The sequence below is a fragment of the Caballeronia sp. HLA56 genome, from assembly GCF_054655155.1.
Genome location: NZ_BAAHOB010000001.1, coordinates 1,245,927 through 1,263,440 on the forward strand (window position 1 = coordinate 1,245,927; position 17,514 = coordinate 1,263,440).

15 protein-coding genes are annotated in these 17,514 nt (G+C 61.6%); 8 read left to right on the forward strand and 7 right to left on the reverse strand.

Annotated elements, in window-relative coordinates:
* Window positions 1-13 precede the first annotated feature (13 nt).
* The 4 genes from sdhA to ACYQ47_RS05705 form a co-directional block, all read right to left on the reverse strand.
* Window positions 14-1,789, reverse strand: coding sequence for a succinate dehydrogenase flavoprotein subunit (gene sdhA / locus ACYQ47_RS05690; RefSeq protein ID WP_244829109.1), 1,776 nt, complete (start codon window positions 1,787-1,789; stop codon window positions 14-16).
* Between the two features lie 5 nt (window positions 1,790-1,794).
* A complete protein-coding gene (gene sdhD, locus ACYQ47_RS05695) occupies window positions 1,795-2,163 on the reverse strand; it encodes a succinate dehydrogenase, hydrophobic membrane anchor protein (RefSeq protein WP_244829108.1) in 369 nt (122 codons plus the stop codon).
* A gap of 4 nt (window positions 2,164-2,167) precedes the next feature.
* Complete coding sequence (gene sdhC / locus ACYQ47_RS05700; RefSeq protein ID WP_244829107.1) at window positions 2,168-2,578, reverse strand: succinate dehydrogenase, cytochrome b556 subunit; 411 nt, start codon at window positions 2,576-2,578, stop codon at window positions 2,168-2,170.
* Between the two features lie 179 nt (window positions 2,579-2,757).
* On the reverse strand, window positions 2,758-3,549 hold the full coding sequence (locus tag ACYQ47_RS05705; RefSeq protein WP_244829106.1) for a GntR family transcriptional regulator: 792 nt from the start codon (window positions 3,547-3,549) through the stop codon (window positions 2,758-2,760).
* Window positions 3,550-4,162: 613 nt separating this feature from the next.
* Here ACYQ47_RS05705 and ACYQ47_RS05710 point away from each other — a divergent pair.
* The 6 genes from ACYQ47_RS05710 to acnA all read left to right on the forward strand — a co-directional run bounded on the left by ACYQ47_RS05710 (window position 4,163) and on the right by acnA (window position 12,511).
* Window positions 4,163-5,149, forward strand: coding sequence for a malate dehydrogenase (locus tag ACYQ47_RS05710; RefSeq protein ID WP_250493087.1), 987 nt, complete (start codon window positions 4,163-4,165; stop codon window positions 5,147-5,149).
* A gap of 182 nt (window positions 5,150-5,331) precedes the next feature.
* On the forward strand, window positions 5,332-6,342 hold the full coding sequence (locus tag ACYQ47_RS05715; RefSeq protein ID WP_459904714.1) for an HpcH/HpaI aldolase/citrate lyase family protein: 1,011 nt from the start codon (window positions 5,332-5,334) through the stop codon (window positions 6,340-6,342).
* A gap of 94 nt (window positions 6,343-6,436) precedes the next feature.
* Complete coding sequence (gene prpC / locus ACYQ47_RS05720) at window positions 6,437-7,612, forward strand: bifunctional 2-methylcitrate synthase/citrate synthase (RefSeq protein ID WP_250466472.1); 1,176 nt, start codon at window positions 6,437-6,439, stop codon at window positions 7,610-7,612.
* Between the two features lie 85 nt (window positions 7,613-7,697).
* Window positions 7,698-8,207: a hypothetical protein gene (locus ACYQ47_RS05725; RefSeq protein WP_244829743.1), complete on the forward strand. Its 510-nt coding sequence runs from the start codon at window positions 7,698-7,700 to the stop codon at window positions 8,205-8,207.
* 29 nt (window positions 8,208-8,236) lie between these two features.
* Entirely contained in the window at window positions 8,237-9,688 is a 1,452-nt protein-coding gene (locus tag ACYQ47_RS05730) for a bifunctional 2-methylcitrate dehydratase/aconitate hydratase (protein WP_459904715.1), read from the forward strand.
* Window positions 9,689-9,793: 105 nt separating this feature from the next.
* Complete coding sequence (gene acnA / locus ACYQ47_RS05735; RefSeq protein ID WP_244829101.1) at window positions 9,794-12,511, forward strand: aconitate hydratase AcnA; 2,718 nt, start codon at window positions 9,794-9,796, stop codon at window positions 12,509-12,511.
* Window positions 12,512-12,595: 84 nt separating this feature from the next.
* Here acnA and ACYQ47_RS05740 read toward each other — a convergent pair whose 3' ends face one another.
* Complete coding sequence (locus tag ACYQ47_RS05740) at window positions 12,596-12,922, reverse strand: DUF2917 domain-containing protein (RefSeq protein ID WP_459904716.1); 327 nt, start codon at window positions 12,920-12,922, stop codon at window positions 12,596-12,598.
* A 318-nt stretch (window positions 12,923-13,240) separates the two neighbouring features.
* Between ACYQ47_RS05740 and ACYQ47_RS05745 the strand changes: the two genes are divergently transcribed.
* Window positions 13,241-14,659, forward strand: a complete 1,419-nt coding sequence (locus ACYQ47_RS05745) for an aminotransferase-like domain-containing protein (RefSeq protein ID WP_459904717.1) — start codon at window positions 13,241-13,243, stop codon at window positions 14,657-14,659.
* Here the strand turns inward: ACYQ47_RS05745 and ACYQ47_RS05750 are convergent.
* Both ACYQ47_RS05750 and ACYQ47_RS05755 read right to left on the reverse strand, forming a co-directional pair.
* A complete protein-coding gene (locus ACYQ47_RS05750; RefSeq protein ID WP_459904718.1) occupies window positions 14,656-15,462 on the reverse strand; it encodes an NAD(P)-dependent oxidoreductase in 807 nt (268 codons plus the stop codon). The genes ACYQ47_RS05745 and ACYQ47_RS05750 overlap by 4 nt on opposite strands.
* Before the next feature lie 51 nt (window positions 15,463-15,513).
* Window positions 15,514-16,965 (reverse strand): NAD-dependent succinate-semialdehyde dehydrogenase, encoded by a 1,452-nt coding sequence (locus tag ACYQ47_RS05755; protein ID WP_250466468.1) that lies wholly within the window; start codon window positions 16,963-16,965, stop codon window positions 15,514-15,516.
* A gap of 130 nt (window positions 16,966-17,095) precedes the next feature.
* Here ACYQ47_RS05755 and ACYQ47_RS05760 point away from each other — a divergent pair, with 130 nt between their 5' ends.
* Complete coding sequence (locus ACYQ47_RS05760) at window positions 17,096-17,512, forward strand: MarR family winged helix-turn-helix transcriptional regulator (protein ID WP_459904719.1); 417 nt, start codon at window positions 17,096-17,098, stop codon at window positions 17,510-17,512.
* Window positions 17,513-17,514: the final 2 nt, after the last annotated feature.

The window sequence follows — 17,514 nt, forward strand, 5'->3', positions numbered from 1 at the left end:
TTTCCCTTGTGCCCTAGAAGGTCCGTGCCTTCGGCGGCACCGATTCGACCGTCAGCGGCTTCATCTGCACCGGCTTGTAGTCGAGGCGATCGCCTTCGCTGAACCACAGCGTATGGCGCATCCAGTTCTCATCGTCGCGATGCTCGAAGTCGCTGTGCGCGTGCGCGCCACGGCTTTCCTTGCGCGCTTCGGCCGATACCATGGTCGCGCGCGCGACTTCGATCAGGTTCGCCAACTCCAGCGCCTCGACCTTCGCCGTGTTGAACACCTTCGATTTGTCCTTCAGATGCACGTGCTTCACGCGCGCGGTGAGTTCGTCGATCTTGCTCACGCCCTCTTCGAGCAGCTTCGATGTGCGGAACACGCCCGCATGCGCCTGCATGGTCGAACGAATGTCGTTGGCGATGTTCTGCGTGTATTCGCCCGACGTTGACTTCTCCAGCACCGCGAGGCGTTCGAGCGCGAAGTCGGCGGCATCGGCCGGCAGCGGCTTGTGCTCTTTCAACTCCTTCGCGTGCTTGATGATGTGATTGCCCGCCGCGCGGCCGAACACCACCAGGTCGAGCAGCGAGTTCGTGCCCAGACGGTTCGCGCCGTGCACCGAGACGCACGAGCATTCGCCCACCGCGTAGAACCCGTTGACTGGCTCGTTATAACCATTGGACGTACCCACGACCTGCCCGTGCATGTTCGTCGGTATGCCACCCATTTGATAGTGGATGGTCGGCACCACGGGAATGGGCTCCTTGATGCAATCGACGTTGGCGAACTTGAGCGCGATCTCGCGAATCGACGGCAAGCGCTTCATGATCGTCTCGGCGCCGATGTGCGACAGATCCAGCAACACGTGGTCCTTGTTCGGACCCACGCCGCGGCCTTCCTTGATTTCCTGATCCATCGAACGCGAAACGAAGTCGCGCGGCGCGAGGTCCTTGAGCGTCGGCGCGTAGCGCTCCATGAAGCGGTCGCCGTTCGAATTGCGCAAGATGCCGCCTTCGCCGCGCACGCCTTCGGTAATCAGCACGCCCGCGCCCGCGACACCGGTCGGGTGGAATTGCCAGAACTCCATGTCCTGCAACGCGATGCCCGAGCGCGCGGCCATGCCCAAGCCATCGCCCGTGTTGATGAACGCATTCGTCGATGCCGCGAAGATACGTCCCGCGCCGCCCGTGGCGAACAGCGTGGTCTTGCCTTCGAGGATATACACGTCGCCCGTTTCCATCTCCAGCGCGGTGACGCCGAGCACATCGCCTTCGGCGTCGCGGATCAGGTCCAGCGCCATCCATTCGACGAAGAAGTGCGTTTTGGCCGCGACGTTCTGCTGATACAGCGTGTGCAACAACGCGTGGCCGGTACGGTCGGCCGCGGCACAGGCGCGTTGCACGGGCTTTTCGCCGTAGTTGGCCGTGTGTCCGCCGAACGGACGCTGATAGATCGTGCCATCCGGATTGCGGTCGAACGGCATGCCCATGTGTTCGAGCTCATACACGGCGTTGGGCGCTTCACGGCACATGAATTCGATTGCATCCTGGTCGCCGAGCCAGTCAGAGCCCTTGATGGTGTCGTAGAAGTGATAGTGCCAGTTGTCCTCGCTCATGTTGCCAAGCGAGGCACCGATGCCGCCTTGCGCGGCGACCGTATGCGAGCGCGTGGGAAACACCTTCGACAACACAGCGACCGACAGGCCCGCACGCGCGAGCTGCAGCGATGCGCGCATGCCCGAGCCGCCCGCGCCCACGATGACCACGTCGAAACGGCGACGCGGCAGGGAAGTCTTGATTGCAGCCATGTTCTTTAAACTCTCCAGAGAATCTGTGCAGCGTAGCCGGCGCATCCGACGAGCCAGAGGATGGTCAGCACCTGAAGAAACAGGCGCACGGCCATGGGCTTCACGTAATCCATCCAGATATCGCGAATGCCGACCCACGCGTGATAGAACAGGCAAAGCAGAGTCACGAACGTGGCAAGCTTCATCCACTGCATGGCGAAGATGGACGCCCAGCCTTCATAGGAGAAGCTGTGTGCGGCGAAGAACCAGAACAGCAAAACGACGGTGTACGCCGCCATCACGACGGCGGTGATGCGTTGCGCGAGCCAGTCGCGCAGGCCGTAGTGCGCGCCCACGACCAGGCGCTTCGGGCCAACTCTGTTTTGGGTTGCCATGGTCTTAGAAGGCTCCGAAGATTTTAAGGGCCATCACAGCCGTGAGAAGCAGCGAGACGACGAGCACGATCAACGCGCTTTGCTTGCCGCCTTCCTTGTTCACGCCAACGTGCGTGTCGAGCAGCAGAAAGCGAATGCCCGCGCAGAAGTGATGCAGATACGCCCACGACAGCACGAGCGTGATGATCTTGACGATGGGGTTGGCCAGAAAGCCCTTGAACGCGTCGAAACTGAGTTCCGAGGTCAGGCTCTGATCGAGCAGATAGAGAATGAACGGCAGCGACACGAAAAGCAGCAAGCCGCTGATGCGATGCAGGATGGACACCTTCCCCGCGAGCGGCAAGCGATACTTCGCGAGTTGACCAAGCCCGATGTTCCGGAACTCGGGCCTTGGTTTTTTTACGGCTTCAGCCATGCTAGACCCCAACTTGTTATTACACCAATCCGCGATTTTAGCGCCTTTTTATTCCGCGCTGCAGCGAAAACCGGCCTAAAACACTCTTCTAAGGCGTGTAAGAAAAGAGTATCCCTTACTTGCTTGCGCGAAACTTACGCACTGCTTGCCACCCTGCATTTCCCGCCTGCTTTCGGCGCTCAACTCAAGTCGTTCTGATAGTAATACCCGGTCGTGACGTACCAGCCGCGCCGCACTTCGACCGGCCGGTCGCCATACGTATAGGAGACGCGTTCGACCGACAGCAGCGGAAAGTCCGGTTTCACATCGAGCAGGCGCGCGACCGCTGGGTCAGCGGCGACGGCGCGGATCTTCTCTGTCGCACGAATCATGCGCGTACCGAACTCCGTCTCGAACATTGCGTAGAGCGGACCCTTGTAATCGGCGAGACGCTCGGCGGTCAGGCCGCGAAAGACCGCGCCGGGCAGCCAGATTTCGTCGAAAACGGTCGTCACGCCATCAAACTGCAACAGGCGCTTGATAAGAACGACGGGGTCGGCCGGTTTCAGATCGAGTTGACGCGCGATTTCGGCGGGTGCGCGCAGACGCTTGCATTCGAGCAGGCGGCTGACGTGGGGATGAGCGTCGCCGTCGTCGGGCAACAAGCGCAGGAAGCGGAACTGGACGCGGTCTTCATTGTGCGTCGCAACAAACGTGCCCTTGCCTTGGCGGCGCACGAGCAGATTGTCGGCGGCAAGTTCGTCGATGGCCTTGCGGACAGTGCCCTGGCTGACTTTATAGCGCGCGGCGAGTTCGACCTCGCTCGGGATGATTTCGCCGGGCTTCCATTCACCCGTTTCGAGCCCCTGCGTGATGAGCGATTTGATTTGCTGATATAGCGGACTGAACGTAGGCGACGACGTACTCGCGGCAGCCTCAGCCGCGCTCGCGCTGCCGTTCGGGTTCGTCGTGCTCGCCGGGTTCGAATTCATGCCGCGCATTTCAACACAAAGCCGCGCCGTGCGTCCAGAGCTTTCCCTGAGAATCCTATGTCTTATATAAGACATAAGATAGTGTTGACTTTGCTTGTGACGAACCCTACACTCCTTGTCGAGCAAGGGTTTGCGGGTTGTCGTAACACCGGAAACCGAGCTGACCGGCGCGTTTGTCCTGGCGGTTTTCGCCAGATGCCGTCAGTTCTTCGGCCGCGCGACATACCGCCAGGCACGCCCTTTCGCTTTCGCCTTACGCCGATCGACCACTCGATTCGCGCGCCGCTGCCTGCCTATCGCCTCGCAACGTCAAGCGCCGTCTCGTATGGGCGCGTTGCCGTTGGACCCAAGCGAATTTCGCGTCCTTCAAGAAACCTCCCGCAAGCAACTCGCTCGAACGAGAAATTCATGGCATGACAGTCACGCCGCGCCCGTCGGTGCGCCGCTCGCCTTGGCGCTGATACAGGCGCGAAGCCGCATCGGCAGGACATCGGCCGGGCGTTCCCACGCTTCGCGGGCGGCATGGCAGGCATGTCTTTCATCAACGCTTTGCGTAACGCGCATAAAATGGCGCTTTCCCTAGCGTTCCACGCACCGTCCAGGAGAGTTATCAATGGCTAAGTCCGCAAAGCGCGTTGCCGTCACCGGCGCCGCAGGTCAAATCGGCTACTCGCTGCTGTTCCGTATCGCCAATGGCGATCTGCTCGGCAAAGACCAGCCCGTGATTCTTCAGTTGCTCGATTTGCCGCAAGCGCAAGGCGCAGTCAAGGGCGTCGTGATGGAACTGGAAGACTGCGCGTTCCCGCTGCTCGCAGGCGTGGTCGTCACGGACGACCCCAAAGTCGCGTTCAAGGACGCCGACGTCGCGCTGCTGGTCGGTGCGCGTCCGCGCTCGAAGGGCATGGAGCGTAAGGACCTCTTGTCGGCCAACGCCGAAATCTTCACGGTTCAGGGCAAGGCGCTCAACGAAGTCGCAAGCCGCGACGTCAAGGTTCTCGTGGTCGGCAACCCGGCCAACACGAACGCCTATATCGCGATGAAGTCGGCGCCGGATCTGCCGAAGAAGAACTTCACCGCCATGCTGCGCCTGGACCACAACCGCGCGCTGTCGCAACTGGCGGCCAAGTCGGGCAAGCCGGTCGCATCGATCGAAAAACTGGCTGTGTGGGGCAACCACTCGCCGACCATGTACCCCGACTTCCGCTTCGCCACCGCGGCGGGCGACGACCTGACGAAGCTCATCAACGACGACGAATGGAACCGCAACACGTTCATCCCGACCGTCGGCAAGCGCGGTGCGGCGATCATCGAAGCGCGCGGTCTGTCGTCGGCGGCATCGGCGGCTAACGCTGCAATCGACCACGTGCGCGACTGGGTGCTCGGCACCAATGGCAAGTGGGTCACCATGGGCATTCCGTCGGACGGCTCGTACGGCATTCCGGAAGACATCATCTACGGCGTGCCGGTCACGTGCGAAAACGGCGAGTACAAACGCGTCGAAGGTCTGGAAATCGACGCGTTCTCGCGCGAAAAAATGGACGGCACGCTGAACGAACTGCTAGAAGAGCGCGACGGCGTGGCGCATTTGCTGGGCAAGTAATTTTAAGTATCGCGGGGAAGCCGGGAGGCTTCCCGCTGGCGCGAATGCATCCGATGCATCGCGCCTGATTCGAACGCGTTTGGAGCTTGCCGTGCTTTCACGGAAGAAGCCCGAGCGCGGCCGAATCAGAAGCATTGAGCAAGATCGACATCCTTTTCCCCCAATTGGACCCGACGCCGACGATGCGCGCTCTCACCCCCGCCGAAGTGCTGTTTGACGGCGACCCGCAGCCTGCTGTCCTGCCGCCCTGCGATCACTACGCGGGCAGCGAAAAGCTGATGAAGAAGTCGCTCGCGTTGCAGGCGCAACTCGGGCCGGTCTTCGACATCACGCTCGATTGCGAGGACGGTGCGGAAGTAGGCCGCGAGGCGGAGCATGCGGAACTCGTCGCGTCGTTCGTCGGCGGCGAGGAAGACCGCTTCGGGCGCGTGGGCGTGCGCATTCACGACTTCAATCACCGCGCGTGGCGCGACGACGTGCGCATCATCCTGCGTCACGCGAGGAAAGCGCCTGCCTTCGTCATGCTGCCGAAAATCCGCAGCGTCTTCGACGCCGCCGAGATGGTGGCTTTCGTCGAGGCATCGCGTTGCGAGTTCGGCATCGAGAAACCGGTGCCTTGTCATTTGCTGATCGAAACGCATGGCGCGCTTCGCGAAGCCTTCGAGCTCGCGGCGCTGCCCGGCGTCGAATCGCTGAGCTTCGGTCTGATGGACTTCGTTTCGGCGCACAACGGCGCCATTCCAGATACCGCCATGCGCTCGCCCGGCCAGTTCGAACATCCGCTCGTGCGGCGCGCGAAGCTGGAAATCGCGGCGGCGTGTCATGCACACGGCAAGGTGCCTTCCCACAACGTATCGACGGAAGTGCGCGACATGGGCATCGTGGCGAACGACGCCGGGCGCGCGCGCAACGAGTTCGGCTATACGCGCATGTGGAGCATTCATCCGGAGCAGATACGGCCTGTCGTCGAAGCCTTCTCGCCACGTGCCGATGAAATCGCGCTCGCCGCCGAGATACTGCTTGGCGCACAACGCGCGCAGTGGGGCCCAACGCGTCACGGCGATACCTTGCACGATCGCGCGAGCTATCGCTATTACTGGTCGGTGCTGCGGCGCGCCGAGGCCACCGGCCAGGCAATGCCAAGCGATTACGCGTCGCTCTTCGCCACGCCGGCGCAAGGCGGCAAGGCATGACAGAGCATTTGCAGCACGCGCGCGAGCGGTTACGCAGCGCGCGTTTCAAGAAGAAGTAACGCACGCCCTGAGCGTTGAAAGGAGACTTGAAGCAATGAGCGATACCGTATCGACCGACGCACCCGCCGCAGCGGGCGCATTCAAGCCAAAAAAATCCGTCGCGCTTTCGGGCGTGACCGCGGGCAACACCGCGTTGTGCACAGTCGGCAAGACCGGCAACGACCTGCACTATCGCGGTTACGACATTCTCGATGTCGCGACCACCAGCGAGTTCGAGGAGATCGCTTATCTGCTCGTGCATGGCAAGCTGCCGAACGTCGCCGAGTTGAAGGCGTACAAGACAAAACTCAAGGCTTTGCGCGGCTTGCCCGCAAACCTCAAGGCCGCGCTCGAATGGATTCCGGCGTCCGCGCACCCCATGGACGTCATGCGCACCGGCGTATCCATGCTCGGCACCATCCTGCCCGAAAAGGACGATCACAACGTTCCCGGCGCGAAAGATATCGCCGACAAGCTGATGGCCTCGCTCGGTTCGATGCTGCTCTACTGGTATCACTACTCGCACAACGGCAAGCGCATCGAAGTCGAAACTGACGACGACTCCATCGGCGGACACTTTCTGCATTTGCTGCATGGCGTGGAGCCCTCGAAATCGTGGGTCGAAGCCATGCACGTATCGCTCAATCTTTACGCTGAACATGAGTTCAACGCATCCACGTTCACCACTCGCGTGATCGCGGGCACGGGCTCGGACATGTATTCGGCGATCGTGGGTGGCATTGGCGCATTGCGCGGCCCGAAACATGGCGGCGCCAATGAAGTCGCGTTCGAAATTCAATCGCGCTATCAGACGCCCGACGAAGCCGAGTCCGATATTCGCGCACGCGTCGAGAAGAAGGAAGTGGTGATCGGCTTCGGTCATCCGGTCTATACCATCTCCGATCCGCGTAACAAGGTCATCAAGGAAGTCGCGAAGAAGCTCTCGAAGGAAGCGGGCGACAACAAGCTCTTCAGCATCGCCGAACGGCTCGAATCCGTGATGGCCGACGCGAAGAAAATGTTCCCCAACCTCGACTGGTTCAGCGCGGTTTCGTATCACATGATGGGCGTGCCCACGGCCATGTTCACGCCGCTCTTCGTCATCTCGCGCACGGCGGGATGGAGCGCGCACATCATCGAGCAACGCATCGACAACAAAATCATCCGGCCGAGTGCGAACTACACGGGCCCCGATAATTTGAAGTTCACGCCACTAAATAAGCGAAAATAGCGGACTGCGCGATCGAATTTCGCGAGGACGAAATTCACTCCGCGCGGCAACCGTTACCAACCTCCATGTTTTGAAAGGTTTTTCGATGAATAAACTCCTGATCGCTGCAATCGTCGGCACACTGGCTACCACCAGCGTGTTCGTCAGTGCCGACGCCTTCGCCGCGACGACCACCACGGACTCGAAGGCGGCAAAGGCCAAACGCCCGGCTCCGGCACGTCGACTCATCAAGCGCTCACCCAAGGCCGAAGCGGCCGCGGCAGCGAAGACCGACCCGATTCCCGAAGGCGCCGTCAAGTGGACCTGTAAGGAAGGCGCGTCTTTCTATCTGAAAGGCGACATGAAGCGTGACACCATCGTCACCGTGAATTGGGCCAAGAAGGACTACAAGCTGCCCCGTCAGGACACCACGACCGGCGCCGATCGTTTCCACGATGCGGCAACGGGCATGGATCTCGTCGTGATCCCGTCGAAGGCAATGCTGTTCTCCGACAAAGATTCGTCGCGCCTGGCCGACGAGTGCATGACCGCCGAAATGGCTGCGGGCGCAACCGCTCCCACGCAGTCGGAAGCGTTGTTCAAGAAGGCCGAATAACAAAGTCTGCAATCAAACAGGAATCCTCGATGTCCGCACCGATCTCGAACGTCCGGCCAGAGCCGGATCAGGTACTCGTCGACATAGTCGACTACGTTCTCAACTATCGCGTCGAGAGCACGCTTGCGCTGGAAACCGCGCGCAACTGCCTGATCGACACCCTCGGCTGCGGACTCGAAGCCCTCTCGTACCCTGCCTGCACCAAGCTGATGGGACCGATCGTGCCCGGCACGATCGTCCCCAACGGCGCGAAGGTGCCTGGCACCCAGTTTCAGCTCGACCCGGTTCAGGCCGCCTTCAACATCGGCGCCATGATCCGCTGGCTCGACTTCAACGACACATGGCTCGCCGCCGAATGGGGCCATCCGTCGGACAACCTGGGCGGCATTCTCGCCACCGCCGACTGGCTGTCACGTAACGCAATCGCCACCGGCAAGAAGCCGCTCGCCATGAAAGACGTGCTGATCGCCATGGTCAAGGCGCACGAAATTCAAGGCTGTATCGCGCTGGAAAACTCGTTCAACAAGGTCGGGCTCGATCACGTGCTGCTGGTCAAGCTCGCGTCCACGGCGGTCGTCGGTCAGTTGATCGGCCTCTCGCGCGACGAACTCATCAACGCGGTGTCGCTCGCTTTCGTCGATGGTCATTCGCTGCGCACATATCGCCACGCGCCGAACACGGGTTCGCGCAAGTCGTGGGCCGCGGGCGACGCGACCTCGCGCGCCGTGCGTCTCGCGCTGATCGCGAAGACCGGCGAAATGGGCTATCCGTCGGTCTTGACCACGAAGACCTGGGGCTTCTACGACGTGCTCTTCAAGGGCAACGAATTCAAGTTCCAGCGCCCGTACGGCTCGTATGTCATGGAGAACGTGCTCTTCAAGATTTCGTTCCCGGCCGAATTCCATTCACAAACCGCCGTCGAAGCCGCCATGACGCTGCACGGCAAGCTGAAGGAAGCGGGCAAGAGTGTCGAAGATATCGCGAAGATCACCATTCGCACGCACGAAGCGGCGATCCGCATCATCGACAAGAAGGGACCGCTCAACAATCCGGCCGACCGCGATCACTGCATTCAGTACATGATCGCCGTGCCGCTCATCCACGGCCGTCTCACCGCCGCCGATTACGAAGATTCGATCGCGCAGGATCCGCGCATCGACACCTTGCGCGCGAAGATGGAATGCGTGGAAGACCCGCAATACACGACCGATTACCACGACCCTGAGAAGCGCTCGATTGCGAACGCGCTCACCGTCGAGTTCACGGACGGTTCGAAGCTCGGTGAAATCGCGGTGGAATATCCGATCGGTCACAAGCGCCGCCGCGAGGACGGCATTCCGCTGCTCGTCGAGAAGTTCAAGACCAATCTCGCGCGCCGGTTCCCGCAAAAACAGCAACAGGCGATCCTCGCGGTATCGCTCGATCAGGCAAAGCTCGAAGCCATGCCGGTCAATGAATACGTCGATTTGTATGTGATCTAGCGCCTGGAGCCGGTGCGCGCGTGCCGGCGCGTCAAACCAGGCACGACCCGGTTTCAGATTCAGGAAACGTTGCATCAAACCCAGATCAGCCCAAGGAAAATAACCATGGCCCACAATCTTCACAATACGCTCAAGGAATTCGACAGTGGTTCCGGCAAAGGCAAGTTCTACTCGCTGCCGCAACTCGGCGAAGCCCTGAAGGTCAAGATCGAACGTCTGCCGGTGTCGATCCGGCTGGTGCTCGAATCCGTGCTGCGCAATTACGACGGCAAGAAGATTTCCGAAGAGCACATCGAGCAACTCGTGAACTGGAAACCGACTGCAGCCCGCGTCGATGAAATCCCGTTCGTCGTCGCGCGCGTCGTGCTGCAGGATTTCACCGGCGTGCCCCTGCTCGCCGACATCGCCGCCATGCGCGGTGTGGCCGAACGCGCGGGCAAGGACCCGAAGGCAATCGAGCCGCTCGTGCCGGTGGATCTCGTCGTCGATCACTCGGTGCAGATCGATCACTTCCGCGAGCCGAACGCGCTCGACCTGAACATGAAGCTGGAGTTTCAGCGCAATAACGAGCGCTACCAGTTCATGAAGTGGGGCATGCAGGCGTTCGACACGTTCAAGGTCGTGCCGCCGGGCGTGGGTATCGTCCACCAAGTGAATCTGGAGTATCTCGCACGCGGCGTGCACAAGAAGACCGAAGGCAACGACACGGTCTACTACCCGGACACGCTCGTCGGCACGGACAGCCACACGACGATGATCAACGGCATCGGCGTGGTGGGCTGGGGCGTGGGCGGCATCGAAGCGGAAGCGGGCATGCTCGGCCAGCCGGTGTATTTCCTCACGCCGGATGTCGTCGGCGTCGAGTTGAAGGGCAAGCTGCGCGAAGGCTGCACGGCAACCGACCTCGTCTTGACCATCACGGAAATGCTGCGCAAGGAGAAGGTCGTCGGCAAGTTCGTCGAGTTCTTCGGCGAAGGCACGGCTTCCATCGCGGTGCCGGACCGCGCGACCATCGGCAACATGGCGCCGGAATACGGCGCCACCATGGGCTTCTTCCCGGTCGATGAAAAAACCATCGACTACTTCAAGGGCACGGGCCGTACCGACGCCGAAATCTCCGCCTTCGAAAACTACTTCAGGGCGCAGAAGCTGTGGGGCGTGCCGAAGGCCGGCGACATCGACTTCACGAAGACGCTGACGCTGGATCTGTCCACCGTCGCGCCGTCGCTGGCGGGTCCGAAGCGCCCGCAAGACCGTATCGAAATCGGCAATGTGAAGAGCACGTTTACCGACCTCTTCTCGAAGCCGGTCGGCGAAAACGGCTTTGCCAAGAAGCCCGCCGATCTGACCGCCGACTACAAGACCGCCGATGGCGTCGACGTGAAGAACGGCGACGTGCTGATCGCCGCGATCACGTCGTGCACGAACACGTCGAACCCGAGCGTGCTGCTGGCCGCCGGTCTGCTGGCCAAGAAAGCGGTCGAGGCCGGTCTGACGGTGGCGCCGCATATCAAGACGTCTCTGGCACCGGGATCGCGTATCGTCACCGAATATCTGACGAAGACCGATCTCCTGCAGTATCTGGACAAGCTCGGCTTTACGCTCGCCGCTTACGGTTGCACGACGTGTATCGGCAATGCGGGCGACCTGACGCCGGAACTGAACGACGCCATCGTGAAGAACGATATCGTCGCGGCCGCCGTCCTGTCGGGCAACCGCAACTTCGAAGCGCGTATTCACCCGAACATCCGCGCCAACTTCCTGGCTTCGCCGCCGCTGGTAGTTGCTTATGCCATCGCGGGCAACATCACGCGCGACCTCATGACCGAGCCGGTCGGCAAGGGCAAGGACGGGCACGACGTGTATCTCGGCGACATCTGGCCGACGAGCGAGGAAGTGCATTCGCTGCTCAAGTACGCGCTCAACGCCGAAGCCTTCCGCGAGAACTACTCGCAGCTTACGAAGGATGGCGACCTGTGGAGCAAGATCGCGGGCGAAACCGGTCAGGTCTATGACTGGCCGAAGTCGACGTATATCGCGGAGCCGCCGTTCTTCGGCCACGACTTCTCGATGACCCCGGCCGACTCGATCCCCGCCGTAAAGGGCGCACGCGCGCTTGGCATCTTCGGCGACTCGGTCACGACCGACCACATCAGCCCGGCAGGTTCAATCAAGGAAACGTCGCCGGCGGGCGTGTGGTTGAAGGCGAACGGCGTGCAGAAGGCCGACTTCAACAGCTACGGCTCGCGTCGCGGCAACCACGACGTGATGATGCGCGGCACTTTCGCCAACGTGCGTATCAAGAACCTGATGATTCCGCTGAAGGAAGATGGCACGCGCGTGGAAGGCGGCCTGACGATCCATCAACCGAGCGGCGAACAGTTGTCCATCTACGACGCCGCGATGAAGTACATCGGCGACAACACGCAGACCGTGATTTTCGCGGGCGAGGAATACGGCACGGGTTCGTCGCGCGACTGGGCGGCGAAAGGCACGCAACTGCTCGGCGTGAAGGCCGTGGTGGCGCGCAGCTTCGAGCGTATCCATCGTTCGAACCTGGTCGGCATGGGTGTGTTGCCGCTGCAGTTCAAGGGTACGGACAGCGTGCAGACGCTCGGCATCACGGGCGAAGAGACGTACGATATCGAAGGTCTGGGCGACGACTTTAAGCCGCAGCAAGAAGTGACGCTCGTGATCCATCGGAAGGACGGCAAGGAAGATCGCGTGCAGGTGCTGCTGCGTATCGACACGCCGATCGAAGTCGACTACTACAAGCACGGCGGCATTCTGCCGTTCGTGTTGCGCTCGCTGCTGGCGGCGTAAGCGAGTAGTCTGTAGCTTTGCAGGTGACCGCGCTCGAAAGAGCGCGGGAACATTGGACCCGGCCTCGGCCGGGTTTTTTTTCGACTATGCCTTCGAGATCGCCGCACCGGAAGGCGCCGTGCGGCGCGCGAGCCACGCGCGGGCTGCGTCGATCAAGCGCCTCGATGTGGTCGTCGGCGTGGAAACCGACGCCAGCGAAAAAGCGCTTTCGTCCCGCGCGCCGCTTACCCATATCGTCGAGAACGGCTGAAGTTCGACGCACTCGCCCGCATCGAGCCAGAAATCGCCGGCGTCGCCCTCGATGGTCAGCCAGATCTGGCCACGCGTAGCGCGCAGCGTTTGCGGCCGGCCGATAAACCAGCTAGTCGGCGCATCGCGCCCGTCGAGTTCAAAAGTCCTGATTTCACGCATGATGCCGCTCCCTGTCGCTCGATCGCCTGATCGCTTGATGGATGCTGCGAATGTAAAAGCGTGTCGCAGCCGTTAAGCGTATTATTCGGCCAGTGCCGAACATCTAGAATGAACACTTGCGTACAGTTACGCAGGAACTGTATAGCCAGAAATACCGAACACTTCTAAGTGAATAATTTTGTCGGTATTCGCTCAGAACAGTGTGGATGGCCGTTTGGCCTAGTTGACGGCGATTTTCGGATGCGTTCGAATACATCAAAACACTCCGCAAACACTTGATCGCAACTGTTCACTCTGTTCGACCGAACACTTAAAACGATGAACGCACTTCCGCTAAGTATCGATGGCGCCACGGGCGTGCCGCTGACCGAGCAGATCGTCAGCCAGATCGAAACCATGATCCGGTCGCGCCGCGTGCTGGCGGGCGCGAAACTGCCGTCGATCCGGCAACTTGCGACCGAACAGAGCATCAGCCGCTTTCCGGTGATCGAAGCGTACGACCGTCTTGCGTCGCGCGGGCTGATCCAGCCGCGTCACGGTTCGGGCTTTTACGTGGCGAATCATGTGGACGAACACGCGCGCGACGCTGGCAATTGCGACCCGCGTCTCGCGGAAGAGGAGTCGAGCCAGATCCTCGCGCAGTTCAACTATCCCGGCGAGACGCTCAAGCTGTCGAGCGGCTTCATTCCCGAGGCATGGCGCGATGTCGATGGCCTCACGCAGGCGGTGCGGCAGGCGTCGCGCGCGGACATCGCAAGCGTGATCGATTACGCCATTCCGCACGGCGACACGAACCTGCGCCAGCAGATCCAGATGCGCCTCAACACGCTCGGCATCAACGCGGATTTGCCCAATGTGATGATCACGAGCGGCGCGAGTCAGGCGCTCGATCTCGTCGTGCGCTACATGCTCAAGCCCGGCGATACGGTATTCGTCGAAGATCCCGGCTACTACAATCTGTTTGGCTTGCTGAAACTGCAAGGCGTGCGGCTCGTCGGCGTGCCGCGTCTGGCCAACGGGCCGGATGTCGAGATGGCCGAAGCGCTTCTGAAGCAGCACACGCCCAAACTGTTCTTCGTGAACACCGTGTTCCAGAACCCGACGGCGACCAACATCGCGCCGCAAGTCGCTTTCAGGCTGCTGCAACTTGCGACGCAGCACGGTTTCACTATCGTGGAAGACGACATTTATGCGGATTTTCAGACTGTGCCGACGCAACGGCTCGCATCGCTCGATCAGTTCGACCGCGTGATTTATGTGGGCGGCTTGTCGAAGACGCTGTCGTCGTCGCTGAGAATCGGCTATCTCGCGGCCAATCGCGAGCTCGTGAAGAATCTCGTCGATGTGAAAGTGCTGACGAGCCTCGGCGGCACGCGCTTCGCCGAGAGCGTTGCGGCAAGTCTGCTGGAACGCGGCACGTACAGGAAGTATCTCGAAAGGCTGCGCAAGCGCGTGCGCGATTCGCTTTCTAGCGCGGTGCAGCAGTTGGAGAGCTACGGCTGGGACGTATTCGATCAACCGAGCGGCGGCAATTTCGTCTGGGCGAAGGTACCGGGTATCGAAGACTCGACGAAGCTCGTGAGTGAAGCGCTGAAGTTCGGCGTTACGCTGGCGCCGGGGAATTACTATCGGCCAAACGGCGAGGCGTGCGCGTGGGTGCGCATCAATTCGGCATACGCAGGCGACCGGCGCGCCGCACGCTTTTTCGAACACATGACGCAGACGGCCAGGGCTTAACGCTCGAAGAACTGCTTGAGCGCGTCGGTGGCGTCCTTGTCCTGGGCCAGGCGTTCGTAGAGACCGGCCGCGCCTTCATAGATGCGATGCTCGGCATGTTCGTCGCCGATAAAGCCCGCGATCTCTTCCATCTCCGCGACCCATCGATACGCCTTGGGCGGCATGCGCGGCACGCTATTCGCAAGCCATTTGGCCAGCTCGGGCTGACTCGCCGATAACTCTTCGAAGAGCGCATCGCCCGCGCCATTGCGAAGCGCGGCGAGCGACATGGCCGCGCCGATCGCGGTCAATCCCTTCGTGATTCCCGCATACGACATCTTGAGCGCCGATGCCGCGCCGACAGGACCATCGAGCACGTGTACGTCGAGGCCCGCATCGGCGAGTGCGAGCGTACGGTGCGCTTGCGGTCCCGACACATAGAACTTTGGCGCGGATGGCAAACCGATGATCGCGCCATCGACGAACGGAACGTCGAGCGCTTCTGCCACGCGCTTGACCGTCGCCGGACTGACCGCGTTGCAATCGACGTAGAGAGGCTTACGGGCGGCCCGCGCAAGCACGGGCGCCAGACGGTGCGCCGATTCGACCGCCACCGCGGGCGGCACGATCGATAGAATGAAATCGCACTCGGCGAAGCGGTCGGGACTTGCGTCTTCGATCCCCGCCTCGCGCGCGCGAGCGATGCTGGCCTCGCTGCGCCCTTGGAGTATCGTCAAGACACGCGCGCCCTTCTGCGTCAGCCTGTGGCCGACAGCCGCGCCCATGCTGCCCGCGCCGAGCAAACCCACGACCGTTCGCGTCACCTGCTTCTCCTGTCGATGCGCGAGCGTCGTGATAACGCCCGCGCGTTTCCATCAACGATGCTCGGTCACGAACTTGGTGACGAGATACGCTTCCATCGCCTCGCTGCCGCCTTCCGAACCGTAGCCCGAATCCTTCACACCGCCGAACGGCGTTTCAGGCAAGGCAAGCCCGTGATGGTTGATCGACAGCATGCCGCTTTCGATATCGTCCGATACCGCCGCCGCGGTCGCCGCCGAACTCGTGTACGCATAAGCGGCGAGACCGTAAGGCAAGCGATTCGCTTCGGCGATGACTTCGTCGTACGACTTGAACGAGGCGATAGGCGCAATCGGGCCGAACGGCTCTTCGGTCATGATGCGCGCGCTCATGGGCACGTCCACCAGCACGGTCGGCGCGAAGAAGTAACCTTCGCGGCCCACGCGTTCGCCGCCCGTCAGCACCTTTGCGCCGTGCTCGCGGGCATCGGCGACGAGGCGTTCCATGGCTTCGAGACGGCGGCCGTTGGCGAGCGGGCCCATTTGCACGCCGTCGTCGAGACCGTTGCCGACCTTCACCGCGCTCGCCGTCGCGACGAAGTGATGCACGAACTCTTCATACGCCGCCTCTTCGACGAGAAAGCGCGTAGGCGAGATACACACCTGACCGGCGTTGCGAAACTTGGCCGATGCCAGCATCTTCGCCGCGCGCGGCACGTCCGCGTCCTTGAAGACGATAGCTGGCGCATGTCCGCCGAGCTCCATGGTCACGCGCTTCATATGCTCGCCCGCCAGCGATGCGAGCAGCTTGCCCACCGGTGTGGAACCCGTGAACGAAATCTTGCGGATGGCCGGATGCGCGATCAAATATTTCGATACATCCGCCGGCACGCCGAACACGAGATTCAGCACGCCCTTGGGCAAACCCGCATCGGCATAAGCCTGCACGAGCGCCGCGCAACTCGCGGGCGTTTCCTCCGGTCCCTTCAACACGACCGAGCAGCCCGAGGCCAGCGCCGCCGACACCTTGCGCACCGCCTGATTGATCGGGAAGTTCCACGGCGTGAACGCGGCCACCGGACCGACGGGCTCGCGCGTCACGATCTGGCGCACCGCGTCCGAACGCGACGGAATCACGCGGCCATACGTGCGGCGCCCTTCTTCGGCAAACCATTCGATGATGTCCGCAGCCGACAGCGTCTCGATGCGCGCTTCCCCGAGCGGCTTGCCCTGCTCCATCGACATGATGGCGGCGATCTGCTCCGCGCGGTCGCGGATGTTCTGCGCGGCGCGACGCATCAGCTTGCTGCGCTCGTACGGCGAAACCTTGCGCCATTCCTTGAAGCCGCGCGCGGCGGCATCGGCGGCAAGCGAGAGTTCGTCGATGCCCGCAAGCGCGAGACGGCCGATTTCCGCTTCGCTCGCGGGATTGATCACGGCGGTGTCGCGCGAGCCGGCGCGCCATTCGCCATCGATAAAAAGTTGTGTGTTCGGATATGACGGAAGGTCGGAACGCGTATTGCTCATGCATGTTCTCCTGACGAGTGGTTCGCGGCAAACGACGATGTTAACCCGAGCCCGTAAAATCTGCTGCCCCGTCCGTCGACGACACGCGGATAGTTGCAGAGCAAATCAATTCGATTCAAAGGAAAGCCGCATGTTCGACCAATGCCTTTACTTCAACACCACGGCGCTTGCACGCACATTGGAGCGCGAGTGGACGAAAGCGTTCAAGCCGTTCGGCCTTACGCCGTCACAAGGCTTCATGCTGCGCGCGATCGTCGAGCATCCCGGCTTGCTGCAGGGCGAGCTTGCCAATGCGCTCGCCATTTCGCGACCCACGGCCACGCGCACGCTGGACGGCTTGCAAAAGCTCGGCTTGGTCGAACGCTGGTCGACCGACAGGGATGGACGCGAGGCATCGATTCATCCGACAGCCGCGGCGCCTGCGCTGATGAAGCGCATTGGCTCGATGAGCTCGGAGGTCACGAAGCGCATGAGGCGCAAACTCGGGTCTGCGCACTTCGACGAGACGGTGTCGAACGTGAGAGACGTGCGCGCGAGTCTGGAATGAAA

Coding starts and splice junctions, on each gene's coding strand:
- ACYQ47_RS05725 (WP_244829743.1), top strand. CDS start 7,698: ATGAATAAACTCCTGATCGCTGCAATCGTCGGCACACTGGCTACCACC.
- prpC (WP_250466472.1), top strand. CDS start 6,437: ATGAGCGATACCGTATCGACCGACGCACCCGCCGCAGCGGGCGCATTC.
- ACYQ47_RS05715 (WP_459904714.1), top strand. CDS start 5,332: ATGCGCGCTCTCACCCCCGCCGAAGTGCTGTTTGACGGCGACCCGCAG.
- ACYQ47_RS05745 (WP_459904717.1), top strand. CDS start 13,241: ATGAACGCACTTCCGCTAAGTATCGATGGCGCCACGGGCGTGCCGCTG.
- ACYQ47_RS05760 (WP_459904719.1), top strand. CDS start 17,096: ATGTTCGACCAATGCCTTTACTTCAACACCACGGCGCTTGCACGCACA.
- sdhD (WP_244829108.1), bottom strand. CDS start 2,163: ATGGCAACCCAAAACAGAGTTGGCCCGAAGCGCCTGGTCGTGGGCGCG.
- ACYQ47_RS05705 (WP_244829106.1), bottom strand. CDS start 3,549: ATGAATTCGAACCCGGCGAGCACGACGAACCCGAACGGCAGCGCGAGC.
- ACYQ47_RS05755 (WP_250466468.1), bottom strand. CDS start 16,965: ATGAGCAATACGCGTTCCGACCTTCCGTCATATCCGAACACACAACTT.
- sdhC (WP_244829107.1), bottom strand. CDS start 2,578: ATGGCTGAAGCCGTAAAAAAACCAAGGCCCGAGTTCCGGAACATCGGG.
- ACYQ47_RS05710 (WP_250493087.1), top strand. CDS start 4,163: ATGGCTAAGTCCGCAAAGCGCGTTGCCGTCACCGGCGCCGCAGGTCAA.
- ACYQ47_RS05740 (WP_459904716.1), bottom strand. CDS start 12,922: ATGCGTGAAATCAGGACTTTTGAACTCGACGGGCGCGATGCGCCGACT.
- sdhA (WP_244829109.1), bottom strand. CDS start 1,789: ATGGCTGCAATCAAGACTTCCCTGCCGCGTCGCCGTTTCGACGTGGTC.
- ACYQ47_RS05730 (WP_459904715.1), top strand. CDS start 8,237: ATGTCCGCACCGATCTCGAACGTCCGGCCAGAGCCGGATCAGGTACTC.
- acnA (WP_244829101.1), top strand. CDS start 9,794: ATGGCCCACAATCTTCACAATACGCTCAAGGAATTCGACAGTGGTTCC.